Raw genomic sequence first — 15,287 nt, forward strand, 5'->3', positions numbered from 1 at the left:
CGGGATTGTTCGTCAGGCGGTCGCGGCGCAGGTGGTGACCGTGGTCGCCGGTCCCGCGGCCTCCTCCTTCAGCAGCTTGTCGAGCAGCCACAGCAGCTTGCCCGGACCGGCGTCGTGCGCGTAGTCCACGGTGCGGAAGTCCGGCTTTTCCTTCATGCGCCGGTGCTGGCCTTCGAGGATGCGCTTGTCTTCGAGGAAGGCTTCGTTGATCGCTTCGTACAGCAGATCGCCGAGGCCGGGCGCGTCGGTCGCCTTGCTGGCTCCCCAGGAGTAGTAGTAATCGACTGCGTCGGCGTCGCACGGCGTGACGGCCTGGCTGGAGAAGGTGTCCAGCAGGAGCTGCCCGTTCGAAGGCCCTTCGGTTGCCGTGCCGGCGGAATACACCTGGAAGTGCAGGATGAAGTTGCAGGGGAAGCTCATCTGCGACAGGAAGTAGAGGTCGAACACCATGTCCGGCGGAAACAGGTGCTGGGCGAAGCGCGGCGCCGGCACGCCGCGCAGCCAGATTTCGGTGTCCATGCCGCGGGCCTTCAGCGTGTGTTTCGGCCGCGTGCTGGCATAGACCGTGGTGCCGCCGAAGGTCTGGTCGTGGACCCAGGAGATGTGGGTGAGGTCGGACAGGTTGGCCAGTTCCAGCCGGTAGTTGGTGTCTACCCGGACCTTGGAGGTGCGCAGGTTCCAGTCCGGGTGGCCGGGGCCGACCGCCTTGCAGATCAGGTCGGGATCGGCCTGCTCCGGCTCGCCCATCCACACCCAGATCCAGTTGTCGCGCTCGACCACCGGGAAGGTGCGCACGCAGGCGCGCTCCGGTATCTGCGTCTGGCCAGGAATCTCGATGCAGCGGCCGTGCGGGCCGAACTTCCAGCCGTGGTACATGCAGCGCAAGGCGTCGCCTTCCTTGCGCCCGAGCGACAGCGGCGCCTGGCGGTGACAGCAGCGGTCCTCCATCGCTACCACGCCGCCATCCGGCCGCCGGTACAGCACCAGCGATTCGCCGGCGATGCGGCGGGTGAGCAGCGCGTCGCGGCCCTGGCTCAGTTCGTGATCCCAGCCGGCGCAGTACCAGCAGTTCTTCAGGAACATCGGTGTCTCCTCATGTCGTGGTCGGGCTGGCTGCGGCGATGCAGCCAGCGCGCACGGTGAGGCCGATGCGCAGCGCACGCACCCTCCCGGCGGGAGGGCGGCATACCGCTGCGGTATGTGGCGGTGCGGCGCCGGGTATTGGACAGCGAGTCGCGGCACACGCTAAGGTGACCCGCGAGGAGCAGGGCGCGCGACGACGCCCGCGAGGAGTCTGCATGCACGACAACAACGAACCCGACCTGCTGGACCGCTTTGCGCTGCGCAATCACCTGCGCTTCTGCACCGAAGAAGGTCGGATCTGGCTGCAGGAAAACCGCATGCTGCTGCTGCATGCGCGCGCGCTCGGTGCATTGCGCCGCGAATTGCTGAATTCGCTCGGGCAGGAGCGCGCCCGCGCGCTGCTGGTACGCATGGGCTTCGTGTCCGGCCAGCAGGACGCCGAACTGGCCAAGCGCCTGGTCGGCGACGGCGCGCTGGAAGACGTGTTCCTGCTCGGCCCGCAGCTGCACCGGCTGGAGGGGCTGGTGCGGGCGAGCACGCTGCACTCGGAACTGGACCTGAAGCGCGGCCATTTCCACGGCACTTTCCGCTGGGACAATTCGTGGGAGGCGGAAGCCCAGCTGCAGGATTTCGGCCTCGGCGACGAGCCCGCCTGCTGGACCATGATCGGCTACGCCTCCGGCTACGTCACCCAGTTCATGAACCGCTTCGTGGTGTTCCGCGAAACCCAGTGCGTGAGCCGCGGCGACCCCTGCTGCGTGATCGAGGGCAAGGCGGCCGACGAGTGGGAGGGCGAGGATGCGGAAGCACACATCCGCTACTTCGAGCCGGAGAGCATCGTCGGCGAATTGATGGCGTTGCAGGAGCAGGTGTCGCAGCTGCGTGCCTCGCTCGGCGAGCAGCGTGGCCGCGGCAATCTGATCGGCGTGTCGCAGGGCTTTCGCGCTGCCTTCGACCTGATGCAGAAGGCGGCGGACAACCCGATCACCGTGCTGCTGCTGGGCGAAACCGGTGTCGGCAAGGAAATGTTCGCGCGCTGGCTGCACGACAATGGCCCGCGCCAGCTCAAACCCTTCGTTGCGGTCAATTGCGCGGCACTGCCGAACGAGCTGATCGAGTCCGAACTGTTCGGCGTCGAGCGCGGCGCTTTCACCGGCGCACAGCAGTCGCGGCCCGGCCGTTTCGAGCGCGCGCACGGCGGCACGCTTTTCCTCGACGAGATCGGCGACATTTCGCCGGCCGCCCAGGCCAAGCTGCTGCGAGTGCTGCAGACCGGCGAGATCGAGCGTCTGGGCGATCACGGCACGCGCACGGTCGACGTACGGCTGGTCGCGGCCACCAATGTGGACCTTCGTCGCGCCGTCAAGGAAGGGCGCTTCCGCGCCGACCTGTATTACCGGCTGAATACCTATCCCGTCGTCATTCCTCCGCTGCGCGAGCGGCTGGCCGACATTCCGCTGCTGGTCGAACTGTTCGTCGAGAAGTACGCCGCCATCTACCAGAAGCGGCTGGCCGGGCTCACCGACCGCGCGCTGCAGAGCCTGCAGGCCTACGACTGGCCCGGCAATATCCGCGAACTGGAAAACATGGTCGAGCGCGGTGTGCTGCTGGTGCCGCAGGGCGGCTTCATCGAAGCGAACCACCTGTTCGCCGGCATCGAGCCGACGGCCGACGAGGGCGAGGCCATCGGCAGTTCGGGCAGCCTGTGTGCGCCGGGCAGCGAAGCCGGCATGGATGCCGACGTACTCGACCGCCTGCTGGTGCCCGGCTTCGACCTGGAACAGCACGAGCGGGCGCTGATGCGCGCAGCGCTCACTCGCGCGCGCGGCAACGTGTCGGAAGCTGCCCGTCTGCTCGGCGTCACCCGCAGGCAGATCGCCTACCGGCTTAAGGACCTCGAAGCCGGTCTGTGACCTCCGTTTGCGCTGCGTTGCAGCGTAAAAGCCGCGTTGACAATTCTGTACGGCGCCCTTTCCACGCTTGACGTTTCTGGCAGGCCAGAACCTGCCTGCGCGCCCGCCGTTTTTTCCTCTTGCCTTGTCCTTCAACGACTTGCCCGGCCTGGCACGCCGGCTGCATTGATCGGGGTGCAGCACCGATCCGGCCGCCCGACAAGGCCGGACGCCCATCCGACAGGACAAGGAGGAATCGCAATGCAGCAAATGCAGACGGGTGAACGCCCGCAGGACCTGCTGGCACGCAAGTTCGTTCGTGTCACCCAGCGCCGGCCCGACGGGCTGATCGAGTTCGAGTTCGCCATCGGCGAGCGCGCGCTGTTCGTCGAAATGATGCTGCCCATCCGGGCCTTCGACGAGTTCTGCGGCATCCATTCGGTCACCCGCATCGACGACGGACAGGAAGACCCCGCCCTGTCCGCACTCCCCAGCTGAAACCCGCGCCGGCCCGCGTCGCGGGCTTGCGTCGACACCCGGAGCACCTCATGCACATCGATCTGCGTACGGTGGCGATCACGCCGCTGCGCCATACCTTCGATCACATCGCGCGGCGCATCGGCGCCGACAAGACGGCCAGCCGCTATCAGGAAGGCACGCTGGACATTCAGCCCAGCGCCAACCTGCAGTACCGCCCGACCTGGGATCCCGCGCACCAGCTGTACGACCCGGCGCGTACCGCGATCTTGATGCAGGACTGGTACGCCTTCAAGGACCCGCGCCAGTTCTATTACGGCACCTACACGCTGGCGCGTGCCCGCATGCAGGAAGCGGCCGAAGCCGGTTTCGACTTCGTCGATACGCGCGGCCTGGCCGACCTGATGCCGGACGCGGTGCGCCAGCGCGCGCTCGACGTGCTGGTGCCGCTGCGCCACGTCGCCTACGGCGCCAACCTGAACAACGTCGGCATGTGCGCCTACGGCTACGGCACCGCGGTCACCCAGCCCTGCATGTATCACGGCATGGACCATCTGGGTATCGCCCAGTACCTCACCCGCATCGGCCTGTGGCTGGCCGGTCCAGCTGAACTGGACGACGGCCGCAGTCGCTGGCTGGGCGACGGCCGCTGGCAGCCGCTGCGCCGTCAGGTCGAGAACAGCCTGGTGGTGAAGGACTGGTTCGAACTGTTCGTCGCGCAGAACCTGGTGCAGGACGGCCTGCTGTATCCGCTGGTGTATGCCCGCTTCGTCGATGGCCGGCTCAACGCCGAGGGCGGTGCCGCGGTGGCCATGGTGTGCGCCTTCATGAACGAGTGGTTCGCCGAATCCAGCCGCTGGGTGGACGCCACGGTGAAGACCGCGGCTGCCGAGTCGCCTGCCAACGCGACGCTGATCGCCGGCTGGCTCGCGCACTGGCGCGCCCGCGTGCGCGAGGCCCTGCTGCCGATCGCCGAACTGGCCTTCGACCAGGGCGGCGAGAAGGTGCTGGACACGGTGACCGAAGCCTTCGACGCGCGCGTCGCGAAGCTGGGCCTGGCGCTGCGGGAGGCCGGCCATGTCTAAGGTGTTCATCGCGCTGCAGGCCAACGAGGACAGCCGCTGCATCGTCGAGGCCATCGTCGACGACAACCCGGAAGCGATCGTCAATCGCCAGCCGGCCATGGTGAAGATCGACGTGCCCGGCCGGCTGGTCATCCGCCGCACATCCATCGAGGAGCGGCTGGGCCGCGACTTCGACCTGCAGGAAGTGCAGATCCACCTGATATCGCTGTCCGGTCACGTCGATGAGACCGAGGACGAATTGACGCTGAGCTGGGACCGCTGAGGAGAACGCTATGGACATGAACGTGAAGAAGAAGCTGGGCCTGAAGGAGAAGTACGCGCTGATGACCCGCGGCCTGGGCTGGGAAACCAGCTACGAGCCGATGGACGCGGTGTTCCCGCAGACCCGCTACGAAGGCATCCGGATCCACGACTGGGACAAGTGGGAAGACCCGTTCCGGCTGACCATGGATGCCTACTGGAAGTACCAGGCGGAGAAGGAACGCAAGCTCTACGCCATCGTCGACGCCTACGCGCAGAACAACGGCCACCTCGGCGTGACTGACGCGCGCTACATCAATGCGCTGAAGATCTTCCTGTCGGCGGTGCCGTCGCTGGAATACAACGCGCACCGCGGTTTCGCCCGGCTCGGTCGCGAACTGCCGGGCGTCGGGCCGCAGATCGCCTGCCAGATGCAGGCCATCGACGAAATCCGCCACGCGCAGACGCAGATCCACTCGCTGTCGAACTACAACCGCTTCTACAACGGCTTCCACGACTGGAAGCACATGAATGACCGTCTCTGGTACCTGTCGGTGCCGAAGAGCTTCTTCGAGGACGCCTGCACCTGCGGCCCCTTCGAGTTCATCATCGCCATCGGCTTCTCATTCGAGTACGTGCTCACCAATCTGGTGTTCGTGCCCTTCATTTCCGGCGCCGCCTACAACGGCGACATGGGCGCGATGACATTCGGCTTCTCGGCGCAGTCTGACGAGGCGCGCCACATGACGCTAGGGCTAGAGGTGATCAAGTTCATGCTGGAGCAGGACCCGGCCAATCTGCCCATCATCCAGGCCTGGATAGACAAGTGGGTATGGCGCGGCGTGCGCCTGCTGTCCATCGTCGCCATGCTGATGGACTACATGCTGCCCAAGCGCATCATGAGCTGGAAGGAAGCGTGGGAGGTGTATTTCGAAGAGAACGGCATGGCGCTGTTCAAGGACCTCGCGCGCTACGGCATCAAGGTGCCGGACTGCGTGGAACTGATCAAGAAGGAGAAGGACCACCTGTCGCACCAGGCGTGGAACGCCTTCTACACCGCCGGCAAGATGACCAACTTCCATACCTGGCTGCCGACCGAGGAGGAGATGGACTGGCTGTCGTCCAAGTACCCGGACACCTTCGACAGCCTGTACCGCCCGCGCTTCGAGCACTACCGGGAGAGGGAGAAGCAGGGCAAGCGCTTCTACAACACCACGCTACCCATGCTGTGCCAGGTGTGCCAGATCCCGATGATGTTCACCGAAGCCGACGATGCCACGCAGATCTCGTATCGCCAGGTCACACACCAGGGCGACAAGTACCACTTCTGCTCCGACCACTGCCAGCACATCTTCGAGCGCGAGCCGGACAAGTACGTTGAGGCCTGGCTGCCGGCGCACCAGATCTGGCAGGGCAACTGCTTTGCCGAAGGTGCCGACCCGACCGCGCCGGACTTCGATCCGCTGAAGTCGGTGCTCGATTACTGGCACCTCGCCCACGGTCGCGACAACCTCGATTTCGAGGGCTCGGAAGACCAGAAGAACTTTGCCGCCTGGCGCGCCCAGGCCACCCGGAACTGAGGAGACCGCCATGCCCGTCGTTGCCATTGCCCCTTACGTCGGCGTACCGAAAGACACGGTCGACCGCTTCCACGGAAACCGGCTGCTCTATGTCGGCTGGGACAAGCACCTTATGTTCTACGCGCCGGTCTGCCTGTGCCTGCCGCCGGCCCTGAGCTTCGGCGACCTGGTGCGCGGCCCGCTGGCAGAAGCCTGGTCGGTGCATCCGCAGTGGTCGTCCATCGACTGGTCGGCTGTGCGCTGGATGCGCTCAGGCGAACCGTTCGAGCCGGATTTCGAGCGCTCGCTGGCCGAAAACGGCATCGGCCACAAGGAAGTGCTGCGGCTGCAGACGCCGGGGCTCGAAGCCCTGCCGGGCGCCGTGTGAGTGGAGCGGCGATGACCTATCAGCTCACGATAGAACCGCTCGGCCAGACCATAGAGGTCGAGGACGGCCAGACCATTCTGGATGCCAGCCTGCGCGCCGGCATCTATCTGCCGCACGCCTGCTGTCACGGTCTGTGCGCCACCTGCAAGGTGCAGGTGGTGGACGGCGAGGTCGATCATGGCGAGGCGTCCAGCTTCGCGCTGATGGATTTCGAGCGCGAGGAGCGCAAGACCCTGGCCTGCTGCGCGCGACTGGAAAGCGACGTCACCATCGAAGCCGATGTCGAGGAGGACGCCGACGCCGAATCGATTCCGGTGCGCGACTTCGGCGGCGTCGTAAGTCGCATCGAGGCGCTGACACCGACCATCAAGGCGGTGCACATCCGGCTCGACCAAGCGCTGCACTTCCAGGCCGGCCAGTACATCAACCTGGACATCGGCGCCGAGCCCGGCATGACGCGCGCGTTTTCGCTGGCGTCGCCGCCGTCGTCCGCTCAGGATGTCGAACTGAACGTCCGCATCGTGCCCGGCGGCCGTGGCACCACCTGGGTGCACGAAGCGCTGAAGGCGGGCGACCGGGTGCAGCTGTCCGGGCCCTACGGCCGCTTCTTCGTGCGCCACTCGGCGGCGCTGCCGTCGCTGTTCCTGGCCGGCGGCTCCGGGCTGTCCAGCCCGCGCTCGATGATCCTCGATCTGCTGGAGCGCCGCGATACGCAGCCGATCACGCTGGTGTACGGCGCACGCAGCCGCGACGAGCTGTACTACCACGATGAATTCCTGCAGCTCGCGGCGCGCCATCCGCATTTCCGCTACCTGCCGGCGCTGTCCGACGAGCCGGCGGACAGCGGCTGGAAAGGCTTCCGCGGGTTTGCGCACGAGGCCGCGCAGGCCGCCTTCGACAACGATTTCCGCGGCTGGAAAGCCTATCTGTGCGGCCCGCCGCGCATGATAGAGGCCTGCATCGCTACGCTGATGCAGGGGCGGCTGTTCGAGAAGGACATCTACTGCGAAAAGTTCGTTTCCGCCGCTGACGCCCAGCAGGTGCGCAGCCCGCTGTTCCGCAATATCTGAGCCTCCGGGGGCGGGCGCGCACCGCCCGGCCCCGAGAGGCCGCAGGAGAGTTCCGATGAAACAGGTACGCCTCTCCGTCATGCCGGTGCGCTGGGGCGATCTCGACGCCTATGGTCATGTCAATAACACGCCAGGGGCTTTCTGCCGCCGAATCGTACGTCACGTTGTCCTTGGGCCACTCTCGAACAAGGCGCGCGACGCAGTCGAGACTGGCCGTCTCGTCAAGGAGCGTAACGCAGTGCGAGGGTGGCCCAAGGGCAACCCGGAGGGCGCACAGCCATTGCGCCACATGGCTGCGTTGGACCTCCTGGCCTGACGGCCAGTCAGACTGCGTCGGCCCGTCTGGCCCTGTGGCGCAATGGCTGTACGCGTGGCGCACGATTCGGCGGCAGAAAGCCCCTGCTTCCGCTACATGGAACAGGCCCGCGTCGACTGGTTGGAGGCCCTCGGGTTCTGCCTCAGCCCGGGTGGCGCGCAGCCCACCGCCGACGCGCTGCCGGTGGTCGCCCGCATCGAATGCGACTTCCTGGCGCCGGTGAGCGCGCCGGCACAGGTCGCGGTCAGCGTGGAGGTCGGCCGCCCCGGCCGCAGCAGTCTGGAAACCGCACACGAAATCCGCCTGCATCCGGACGGCCCGGTGTGCGCCCGCGCGCGTGTCGTGCTGGTGTGGACCGACGCCGCCAGCGGCCGCCCGGTGGCACTGCCGGAGGTCGTCCGCGCGTTGTGCTATGGCCCGGCGGTACGCGCCTGACCGCCACGTTGGTCGGCGCGCGCTCCTCGTCAGACGAGGTGGTGAGTTCCGTCACCCGCCGCGGCGAAAGTGCGCCCGCACAGGAAGGGCTCGGCTGTCGAAGGCTTCGTCACTTATCCCCGTAGGATGCAGCGTCTTCCTGCACCTGTTGTCCGGTCTGTTCCGACTGCGGTCTGATTCGTTCGATGCAGCCGGCTCGACCGACGATCAGCTCAGTGCCGGTCTGCGCCGCCAGCGCGCGTGCGCGCTGGGCCGCCCGTTGCAGGGCATGCCACGAACCGCGCAGATCGTCGTTCTTCGCCTGGTCAATGCTCTTGGTGTTCATCGTTCGCTCCAGTCCAGCAGCACGGGGCTCTCACCTGCATTGTTATACAGGACCCAGGCGTCGACCGCCGGGGCGTAGTGGCGGTGGAAGTTGTCCAGGCCCGCAGCGAAGCGGCGGCGAATCACCTCCTCCGGAATGTCGTGCCCGCCTTGCCGCACACGTTGTTGCACACGGGCCACCGCCTCGTCGGCGTGGTTGAGCTGCAGAAAGATCAGCTCCACCCGGTATCCCGCACGTTGCCATTGATCGATGTGGCGCAGATAGGTGCGTCCCGACAGCGTGGTTTCGAAGGCAAAGCTCTCGCGGGCTGCAGAATGCCGCGCCAGCTCCGCCAGCATCAGACGCCCTGCCCGTACGGCGGCCGTTTCGGGCGCAAAAGGCGCCAGACCTGCGGCTATCAGGTCGGCATTCACGAATATCGGGCAAGCCGCTTCGTTGGGCAGGAATTCCCGGGCAAAAGTGGTTTTGCCTGCCCCGTTGGGGCCGGCAATGATGATGATCTTGTGTTCAGGATTCATCACTGCACCTGCGAAGTCCGAGGTTTCTGCCTGAAGGCGATGGCGCGATGGCGTAGGCCGCGGCCAAGATCCATTTCGCGCCAGTGACACCGGGCAATACGTCGAATACCGGTCCGGCGCGCACAGGGCTGCCGGCTTCAGCCGAAAAGACGAACGTTATCAGTTCGACGGGTGGGCGACGCAAGTCGGATGCCGATGGGATTCTTTTGCGTGGGAGAACTGTCGTCTCGACCCATGCTCCGTCCCCGATATCGTGACGCGGATGCCGGGCAATGCAGCCGACCGGAACGCACGGATCGTTCATCGTGGGCCCAATACTAAATTGGTATTGATGTCGAGCCAAAAGGTATTGGACGGTATAGAGAAGCGGCTCATAGACTGTTTTCAACCTGACCGTTCCGGTGCTCACCGCGCCCGCAGGTGCGACCGGTCGGCCCACTCTCAACGGAGCATGCATGCGCGTCATCGATCACTTCATCGACGGTGAATACACGTCGAGTCTCAGCGGCAGGCAGTTCGACAAGCGCTCGCCGGTCGACAACAGTCTGGTGGCCCGGATCAGTGAAGGCGGACAGCCCGAGGTGGATGCGGCGGTCGCGGCCGCGCGGCGTGCGCTGACGGGCGAGTGGGGACGGCTCACGCTGGACCAGCGGGTCGAGCTGCTGTACGGCGTGGCCAACGAGATCACCCGCCGTTTCGACGATTTCGTCGCCGCCGAAATGGCGGACACCGGGCAGCCGCAGCACGTGATGAAGCATGCCTTCATTCCGCGCGGCGCAGCCAATTTCAAGGTGTTCGCCGACGTGATCAAGAACGTCGCCAACGAATCCTTCCAGACGCCGACGCCGGACGGGCGCGGCGCGCTGAACTACACGCTGCGCGTGCCGAAGGGCGTGATCGGCGTGGTGTGTCCGTGGAATGCGCCCTTCCTGCTGATGACCTGGAAGGTCGGGCCGGCGCTGGCCTGCGGCAACACCGTGGTGGTCAAGCCGTCGGAAGAGACGCCGCTGACAGCCGCGCTGCTGGGCGAGGTGATGAATACGGTCGGCGTGCCGCGCGGCGTGTACAACGTGGTGAACGGCTTCGGGCCGGATTCGGCCGGCGCCGTCCTGACCGCGCATCCGGGCGTCAATGCCATCACCTTCACCGGCGAAACCCGCACCGGCGAAGTGATCATGCAGGCGGCGGCCAAGGGCATGCGCGACGTGTCCTTCGAACTGGGTGGCAAGAATGCCGCCATCGTGTTCGCCGACGCCGATTTCGATGCCGCGGTCGACGGCGTGTTCCGTTCCTGCTTTCTGAATTCCGGCCAGGTCTGCCTGGGCACCGAACGCGTCTATGTCGAGCGCCCGCTGTTCGAGCGTTTCGTGCAGGCGCTCAAGGTGCGCGCCGAGGCGGTGAAATATGGTCGGCCGGAAGACCACGCCACCACCTACGGCCCGCTGATCAGCCACGAGCACCGGCGCAAGGTACTGGGCTATTACCAGCGCGCGGTCGAGGAGGGCGCAACCGTGGTCACCGGCGGCGGCGTGCCCGACATGCCGGCCGATCTGGCCGGGGGCGCCTGGGTGCAACCGACCATCTGGACCGGTCTGCCGGAAAGCGCAGCGGTGGTGCGCGAGGAGATCTTCGGCCCTTGCTGCCACATCCGCCCCTTCGACGGCGAGGCGGAAGTCACCGCGCTGGCCAATGACAACGAGTACGGCCTGTCCACCACGATCTGGACCCAGGACCTCGCGCGCGCACACCGCATGGCGGCGGCGATCGAGGTCGGCATCACCTGGGTGAACGCATGGTTCCTGCGCGACCTGCGCACCGCCTTCGGCGGCTCCAAGCAGTCCGGCATCGGCCGCGAAGGCGGCGTGCATTCGCTGGAGTTCTACACCGAGCTGCGCAACGTCTGCGTCAAGCTCTGACCTTCTCATTCATAACATCATGGACGCACAAAAGATCCAGGCTTACGGCGACGAGCTCTACCAGGCCCTGGTCGAGCGCCGCACCGTAGCGCCGCTGCTCGAACGCGAACCGGACATCACGCTGGACGATGCCTACCGCATACAGTTGCGCATGGTGCAGCGCCGGCTCGATGCAGGCGAGAGCATCGTCGGCAAGAAGATTGGCGTGACCAGCAAGCCGGTGCAGAACTTCCTCGGCGTGTACCAGCCGGACTTCGGACAGCTCACGTCCGGCATGGTGTATCGCGAAGGCGAGCCGATAGACCTCGGGCGGCTGATACAGCCCAAGGCCGAAGCCGAACTGGCTTTCGTGCTGAAGCACGACCTGAAGGGGCCGGGCATCACCGCGATGGACGTGATCCACGCCACCGACTACGTCGTCCCCTGTTTCGAAATCGTCGATTCGCGCATCACCGACTGGAAGATCCGCATCCAGGACACGGTGGCCGACAACGCCTCTTGCGGCGTGTTCGTGCTTGGCGAGACGCGCGGCGACCCGCGCCGACTCGACATCACGATGGCCGGCATGGTGCTGGAGAAGAACGGCGAACTGCATTCGACCGGCGTCGGCGCCGCGGTGCAGGGTTCGCCTGCCAACGCGGTGGCCTGGCTGGCCAACACGCTGGGCCGGCTCGGCATTCCGTTCCGTGCCGGCGAAATCATCCTGTCCGGTTCGCAGTCGGCGCTGGTGCCGGTGACCGGCGGCGACGAACTGGTGTGCACGGTCGGCGGGCTGGGCAGCTGCCGCGTGACGTTTTCCGGAAGGAGCGCGGTATGAGCAGTGAAGTAACGCTGTCACGCGAGGACATCGTGCGCCTGTGCGAGCGCGTCGAGGGCGCGCAGACCCGTGCCTACGCCATTCCCAAGCTGACCGACGAATACCCGGCGATGACGGTGGCCGACGGCTACGCGGTGCAGGCCGAACTGCGCCGCCGCTGGCTGGCGCGCGGCCACCGGCAGGTCGGCTGGAAGGTGGGCCTGACCTCGAAAGCCAAGATGGTGCAGATGGGCGTGAACGAGCCCAGCATCGGCTTCCTGACCAGCGACATGGCACGCCCGGAGAACTCCGCCATCTCGACCGGCGACATGGTGCATCCGCGCGTCGAGTGCGAAGTGGCCTTCGTCACCCGTGCGCCGCTGGCCGGCCCCGGCTGCACCCGCGAACAGGTGCTGGCAGCGACCGATTACGTGCTGCCCGCGGTCGAGGTGATCGACTCGCGCTTTTCCGGCTTCAAGTTCGACCTGCCCAGCGTCATCGCCGACAACGGCTCGTCCGCCCGCTTCGTCGGCGGTGGCCGGGCGCGACGCCCGGACGACATCGATCTGCGCACGCTGGGCGTGGTGATGGAGAAGAACGGTGAAATCGTCGCCGCGGCGGCCTCTGCAGCGGTGCTCGGCCACCCGGCCGAGGCGGTGGCCATGCTGGTGAACATCCTGGCTGAACAGGGCGAAACGCTGCCGGCCGGCAGCTTCGTCATGAGCGGCGGCATTACCGAAGCGATCGCGGTCCAGCCGGGCGACTGCGTGAGCGCCCGCTTCCAGGAACTGGGCGACGTATCGATGCGCTTCGTGGCCTGAATCGCGCATCGCAGAAAAACGACAAGGAGGAGAGCATGCCCATCATAGAAATGCACCTGATGACCGGCCGCAGCGTCGAACAGAAGCGCGCGGTCGCCGCCGCCATCACCGACGCCGTGTGCACCACGCTCGGCGTGAAGGCCGAAACCGTACGCATCCTGGTGACCGAGCACGGCAGCGAAGACTTTTCAGTGGCCGGCGTGACCGCCGGACTGCGTACCGAGAAGCAGCAGGTGCCTGAAGGCATCTGAGCACCCTCGGCGCGTGGTCGGCCTGTGGCCAGCAGCGCAGACATCGCCGGGCATGCCGCGTCATGCGGCTGCCCAAACCCATGAATTGAAAGTGTTTTGACCTGCGGTTTCGACACGCGGAGGAGGGCTTTCAAACGCGCATATGCATACTTTCTAGGTATCGATATGGCTGACAAAAAGTATTGGACGGCATGGCTTGCCGCTCTTATTGTCAGATCAGACGACCCGAAAAAAGTCGTTCCCGGCGCCGGAAAGCTCCGCTTGCGGACCGTTCCGACGCACCCGGCAGGCGCTGGCGAAGCGGCACCGCACGCAGGGTAGTGCGTGTATCGCCAAGCACCGGTTCCGGACCCGTCAGCCGCCTGCATCGCCGCGTGAAAGACGGCGCACAGGGATCGGCTCCATAAAAAAGGAGGAGAGGTAATGTTCGAACGCATCCCGGGCGCAGGTCGCTGCCCCGCTCACCGGCAGGCGCTGCTGCTCGCCATCGCCGCCGCGTTTTCGACGCCGGCCGCATACGGCTTCGAAATCAGCAACGACAACCCGGATCTGAAGATCCGCTGGGACAACACCTTCAAGTACAGCGCCGCCTGGCGGGTCGAGAAGCGCTCGTCGGCGCTGGTCGACGACGTCGCCGTCGGTTCGGCCAACATCGACCTCGATGACGGCGACCGCAATTTCGACCGCGGCCTCATTTCGAACCGGGTCGATGTGCTGAGCGAACTCGACCTCTCCTACAAGCAGCGCTTCGGTGCGCGCGTCAGCGCCGCCGCCTGGTATGACAGCGTGTACAACCGCTCGAACGACCACGACAGCCCGCTGCGCGCCAACCAGACTTCGGTGCCCTTCGACGAATTCACCGACGCCACCGAGAAAATCCACGGTCGCAAGGCGGAGCTGCTCGATGCCTTCATCTGGGCGAAGAACGAGGACGGCGGTTTCCGCCTCGGCCGTCACTCGGTGCTGTACGGCGAAACGCTGTTCTTCGGCGCCAACGGCATTGCCGGCGCGCAGCAGCCGGTCGACGTGGTGAAGCTGCTGTCGGTGCCTGGCTCGCAGTTCAAGGAAATCATCCTGCCGGTGAACCAGATTTCGGCGCAGTACCAGATCAAGAGCAATCTCTCGGTCGGCGCCTATTACCAGTTCGAGTGGCGCAAGTCGCGCATCCCGTCCTCCGGCAGCTATTTCTCGACCGTCGATGTGCTGGGCATGGGCTCGGAGAATTTCCTGTTCGGCCCGGTCGGCCTGGCGCCGTCGGTGGCGCGGGTGGACGACCTCAGCGCCAAGGATTCCGGTCAGGGCGGCGTGCAGCTGCGCTGGCGGCCGGAAGGCATGGACACCGAGTTCGGCTTCTACGCGGCGCGCTATCACGACAAGCTGCCGCAGGCCTACCTGCGCCCGCTCGGTGCGCTGGGCGTGCCGGGTGCGCCAGCCAACTTCCAGCACGTCTATCCGGAGGGCATCAAGACCTACGGCATGAGCTTCAGTACCGAAGTGGCCGACTTCAACCTGTCCGGTGAAGTGTCCTTCCGCCGTAACGCGCCGCTGGTCAGCGCGCCGGAGATCGATCTCAGCCCGACCGGCAGTGCCGGCATCAACGGCGACGCGCTGTATGCCGTCGGCAAGACCGCGCACGCCAACCTGTCGGCCATCTTCTCGTTCAACCGCACCGCCTTCTGGGACAGCGCGATGCTGCTGGCCGAAGTCGCGTGGAACCGCGTCACCAGCGTCACCCGCAACCGCGCCGCGCTCGACCCGAATTCGTCGCGCGACGCTTGGGGTCTGCGTTTCATTCTGGAGCCGAACTGGTTCCAGGCGCTGCCCGGCCTCGACCTGTCGATGCCGATCGGTGTCGGCTACAACCCCAAGGGCAATTCGGGCGCCGTGGCGCAGTTCAACGGCGGCGTGGAGAAGGGCGGCGACTTCAGCATCGGTGTGAACGCGCTCTACCAGCAGGTGTGGAAGGCGGGCATCCGCTACACCCACTACTTCGGCTCGGAAGGTCCGGCCGTGGTGCTGCGTCCCGACCTGACGCCCGATCTCACCTTCAAGCAGAGCCTGGCGGACCGCGACTTCGTATCGCTCACGCTGCAGCGCACATTCTAAGAACGACGG

At 66.0% G+C, this 15,287-nt stretch carries 17 protein-coding genes; 14 read left to right on the forward strand and 3 right to left on the reverse strand.

The genetic code is table 11. From position 1 onward, the window contains the following. Positions 1-12 precede the first annotated feature (12 nt). Positions 13-1,083 (reverse strand): Rieske 2Fe-2S domain-containing protein, encoded by a 1,071-nt coding sequence (locus AC51BJ_RS10530; RefSeq protein ID WP_496280173.1) that lies wholly within the window; start codon positions 1,081-1,083, stop codon positions 13-15. Between the two features lie 215 nt (positions 1,084-1,298). On the opposite strand from AC51BJ_RS10530, the gene AC51BJ_RS10535 reads away from it, so the two are divergent. From AC51BJ_RS10535 to AC51BJ_RS10575, 9 genes are all read left to right on the forward strand, one after another. Continuing rightward, positions 1,299-2,996 (forward strand): sigma 54-interacting transcriptional regulator, encoded by a 1,698-nt coding sequence (locus AC51BJ_RS10535; protein ID WP_496280174.1) that lies wholly within the window; start codon positions 1,299-1,301, stop codon positions 2,994-2,996. Between the two features lie 240 nt (positions 2,997-3,236). After that, positions 3,237-3,473, forward strand: coding sequence for a phenol hydroxylase subunit (locus AC51BJ_RS10540; protein WP_496280175.1), 237 nt, complete (start codon positions 3,237-3,239; stop codon positions 3,471-3,473). Positions 3,474-3,523: 50 nt separating this feature from the next. Then, the gene (locus tag AC51BJ_RS10545; protein ID WP_496280176.1) at positions 3,524-4,537 is read left to right on the forward strand and encodes an aromatic/alkene monooxygenase hydroxylase subunit beta; all 1,014 of its coding nucleotides are present in this window, start codon (positions 3,524-3,526) and stop codon (positions 4,535-4,537) included. Next, positions 4,530-4,799 carry an MmoB/DmpM family protein gene (locus tag AC51BJ_RS10550; protein ID WP_496280177.1) on the forward strand — a complete coding sequence of 90 codons (270 nt, stop codon included), beginning with the start codon at positions 4,530-4,532 and terminating at the stop codon, positions 4,797-4,799. Before AC51BJ_RS10545 ends, AC51BJ_RS10550 begins: the two co-directional genes overlap by 8 nt. Positions 4,800-4,809: 10 nt before the next feature. Next, positions 4,810-6,357 (forward strand): aromatic/alkene/methane monooxygenase hydroxylase/oxygenase subunit alpha, encoded by a 1,548-nt coding sequence (locus AC51BJ_RS10555; protein ID WP_496280178.1) that lies wholly within the window; start codon positions 4,810-4,812, stop codon positions 6,355-6,357. A gap of 10 nt (positions 6,358-6,367) precedes the next feature. After that, a complete protein-coding gene (locus AC51BJ_RS10560; RefSeq protein ID WP_496280179.1) occupies positions 6,368-6,724 on the forward strand; it encodes a phenol hydroxylase subunit P4 in 357 nt (118 codons plus the stop codon). An 11-nt stretch (positions 6,725-6,735) separates the two neighbouring features. Then, positions 6,736-7,794: an NADH:ubiquinone reductase (Na(+)-transporting) subunit F gene (locus AC51BJ_RS10565; RefSeq protein ID WP_496280180.1), complete on the forward strand. Its 1,059-nt coding sequence runs from the start codon at positions 6,736-6,738 to the stop codon at positions 7,792-7,794. Between the two features lie 55 nt (positions 7,795-7,849). Next, a complete protein-coding gene (locus AC51BJ_RS10570) occupies positions 7,850-8,110 on the forward strand; it encodes a hypothetical protein (RefSeq protein WP_496280181.1) in 261 nt (86 codons plus the stop codon). A 42-nt stretch (positions 8,111-8,152) separates the two neighbouring features. Then, entirely contained in the window at positions 8,153-8,545 is a 393-nt protein-coding gene (locus tag AC51BJ_RS10575) for an acyl-CoA thioesterase (RefSeq protein WP_496280182.1), read from the forward strand. Between the two features lie 109 nt (positions 8,546-8,654). Here AC51BJ_RS10575 and AC51BJ_RS10580 read toward each other — a convergent pair whose 3' ends face one another. After that, on the reverse strand, positions 8,655-8,870 hold the full coding sequence (locus tag AC51BJ_RS10580) for a hypothetical protein (RefSeq protein WP_496280183.1): 216 nt from the start codon (positions 8,868-8,870) through the stop codon (positions 8,655-8,657). Next, on the reverse strand, positions 8,867-9,388 hold the full coding sequence (locus AC51BJ_RS10585) for an ATPase (RefSeq protein ID WP_496280184.1): 522 nt from the start codon (positions 9,386-9,388) through the stop codon (positions 8,867-8,869). Before AC51BJ_RS10585 ends, AC51BJ_RS10580 begins: the two co-directional genes overlap by 4 nt. Before the next feature lie 455 nt (positions 9,389-9,843). Between AC51BJ_RS10585 and AC51BJ_RS10590 the strand changes: the two genes are divergently transcribed. From AC51BJ_RS10590 to AC51BJ_RS10610, 5 genes are all read left to right on the forward strand, one after another. Further along, a complete protein-coding gene (locus tag AC51BJ_RS10590) occupies positions 9,844-11,304 on the forward strand; it encodes a 2-hydroxymuconic semialdehyde dehydrogenase (protein WP_496280185.1) in 1,461 nt (486 codons plus the stop codon). A gap of 19 nt (positions 11,305-11,323) precedes the next feature. Then, positions 11,324-12,121, forward strand: coding sequence for a 2-oxopent-4-enoate hydratase (gene dmpE, locus AC51BJ_RS10595; RefSeq protein WP_496280186.1), 798 nt, complete (start codon positions 11,324-11,326; stop codon positions 12,119-12,121). Next, positions 12,118-12,921, forward strand: a complete 804-nt coding sequence (gene dmpH, locus AC51BJ_RS10600; protein ID WP_496280187.1) for a 2-oxo-3-hexenedioate decarboxylase — start codon at positions 12,118-12,120, stop codon at positions 12,919-12,921. The genes dmpE and dmpH overlap by 4 nt, the downstream gene beginning before the upstream one ends. Continuing rightward, on the forward strand, positions 12,918-13,172 hold the full coding sequence (locus AC51BJ_RS10605; RefSeq protein ID WP_304026868.1) for a tautomerase family protein: 255 nt from the start codon (positions 12,918-12,920) through the stop codon (positions 13,170-13,172). The genes dmpH and AC51BJ_RS10605 overlap by 4 nt, the downstream gene beginning before the upstream one ends. A gap of 423 nt (positions 13,173-13,595) precedes the next feature. Further along, positions 13,596-15,278: a DUF1302 domain-containing protein gene (locus AC51BJ_RS10610; protein WP_496280188.1), complete on the forward strand. Its 1,683-nt coding sequence runs from the start codon at positions 13,596-13,598 to the stop codon at positions 15,276-15,278. Positions 15,279-15,287 lie beyond the last annotated feature (9 nt).

The organism is Methyloversatilis sp. S146-33 (assembly GCF_059552495.1).

What these genes read in the sequence shown, in the direction of transcription:
- AC51BJ_RS10530 (WP_496280173.1), bottom strand. Translation starts at nt 1,083, where the DNA reads ATGTTCCTGAAGAACTGCTGGTACTGCGCCGGCTGGGATCACGAACTG.
- AC51BJ_RS10535 (WP_496280174.1), top strand. Translation starts at nt 1,299, where the DNA reads ATGCACGACAACAACGAACCCGACCTGCTGGACCGCTTTGCGCTGCGC.
- AC51BJ_RS10540 (WP_496280175.1), top strand. Translation starts at nt 3,237, where the DNA reads ATGCAGCAAATGCAGACGGGTGAACGCCCGCAGGACCTGCTGGCACGC.
- AC51BJ_RS10545 (WP_496280176.1), top strand. Translation starts at nt 3,524, where the DNA reads ATGCACATCGATCTGCGTACGGTGGCGATCACGCCGCTGCGCCATACC.
- AC51BJ_RS10550 (WP_496280177.1), top strand. Translation starts at nt 4,530, where the DNA reads ATGTCTAAGGTGTTCATCGCGCTGCAGGCCAACGAGGACAGCCGCTGC.
- AC51BJ_RS10555 (WP_496280178.1), top strand. Translation starts at nt 4,810, where the DNA reads ATGGACATGAACGTGAAGAAGAAGCTGGGCCTGAAGGAGAAGTACGCG.
- AC51BJ_RS10560 (WP_496280179.1), top strand. Translation starts at nt 6,368, where the DNA reads ATGCCCGTCGTTGCCATTGCCCCTTACGTCGGCGTACCGAAAGACACG.
- AC51BJ_RS10565 (WP_496280180.1), top strand. Translation starts at nt 6,736, where the DNA reads ATGACCTATCAGCTCACGATAGAACCGCTCGGCCAGACCATAGAGGTC.
- AC51BJ_RS10570 (WP_496280181.1), top strand. Translation starts at nt 7,850, where the DNA reads ATGAAACAGGTACGCCTCTCCGTCATGCCGGTGCGCTGGGGCGATCTC.
- AC51BJ_RS10575 (WP_496280182.1), top strand. Translation starts at nt 8,153, where the DNA reads ATGGCTGTACGCGTGGCGCACGATTCGGCGGCAGAAAGCCCCTGCTTC.
- AC51BJ_RS10580 (WP_496280183.1), bottom strand. Translation starts at nt 8,870, where the DNA reads ATGAACACCAAGAGCATTGACCAGGCGAAGAACGACGATCTGCGCGGT.
- AC51BJ_RS10585 (WP_496280184.1), bottom strand. Translation starts at nt 9,388, where the DNA reads ATGAATCCTGAACACAAGATCATCATCATTGCCGGCCCCAACGGGGCA.
- AC51BJ_RS10590 (WP_496280185.1), top strand. Translation starts at nt 9,844, where the DNA reads ATGCGCGTCATCGATCACTTCATCGACGGTGAATACACGTCGAGTCTC.
- dmpE (WP_496280186.1), top strand. Translation starts at nt 11,324, where the DNA reads ATGGACGCACAAAAGATCCAGGCTTACGGCGACGAGCTCTACCAGGCC.
- dmpH (WP_496280187.1), top strand. Translation starts at nt 12,118, where the DNA reads ATGAGCAGTGAAGTAACGCTGTCACGCGAGGACATCGTGCGCCTGTGC.
- AC51BJ_RS10610 (WP_496280188.1), top strand. Translation starts at nt 13,596, where the DNA reads ATGTTCGAACGCATCCCGGGCGCAGGTCGCTGCCCCGCTCACCGGCAG.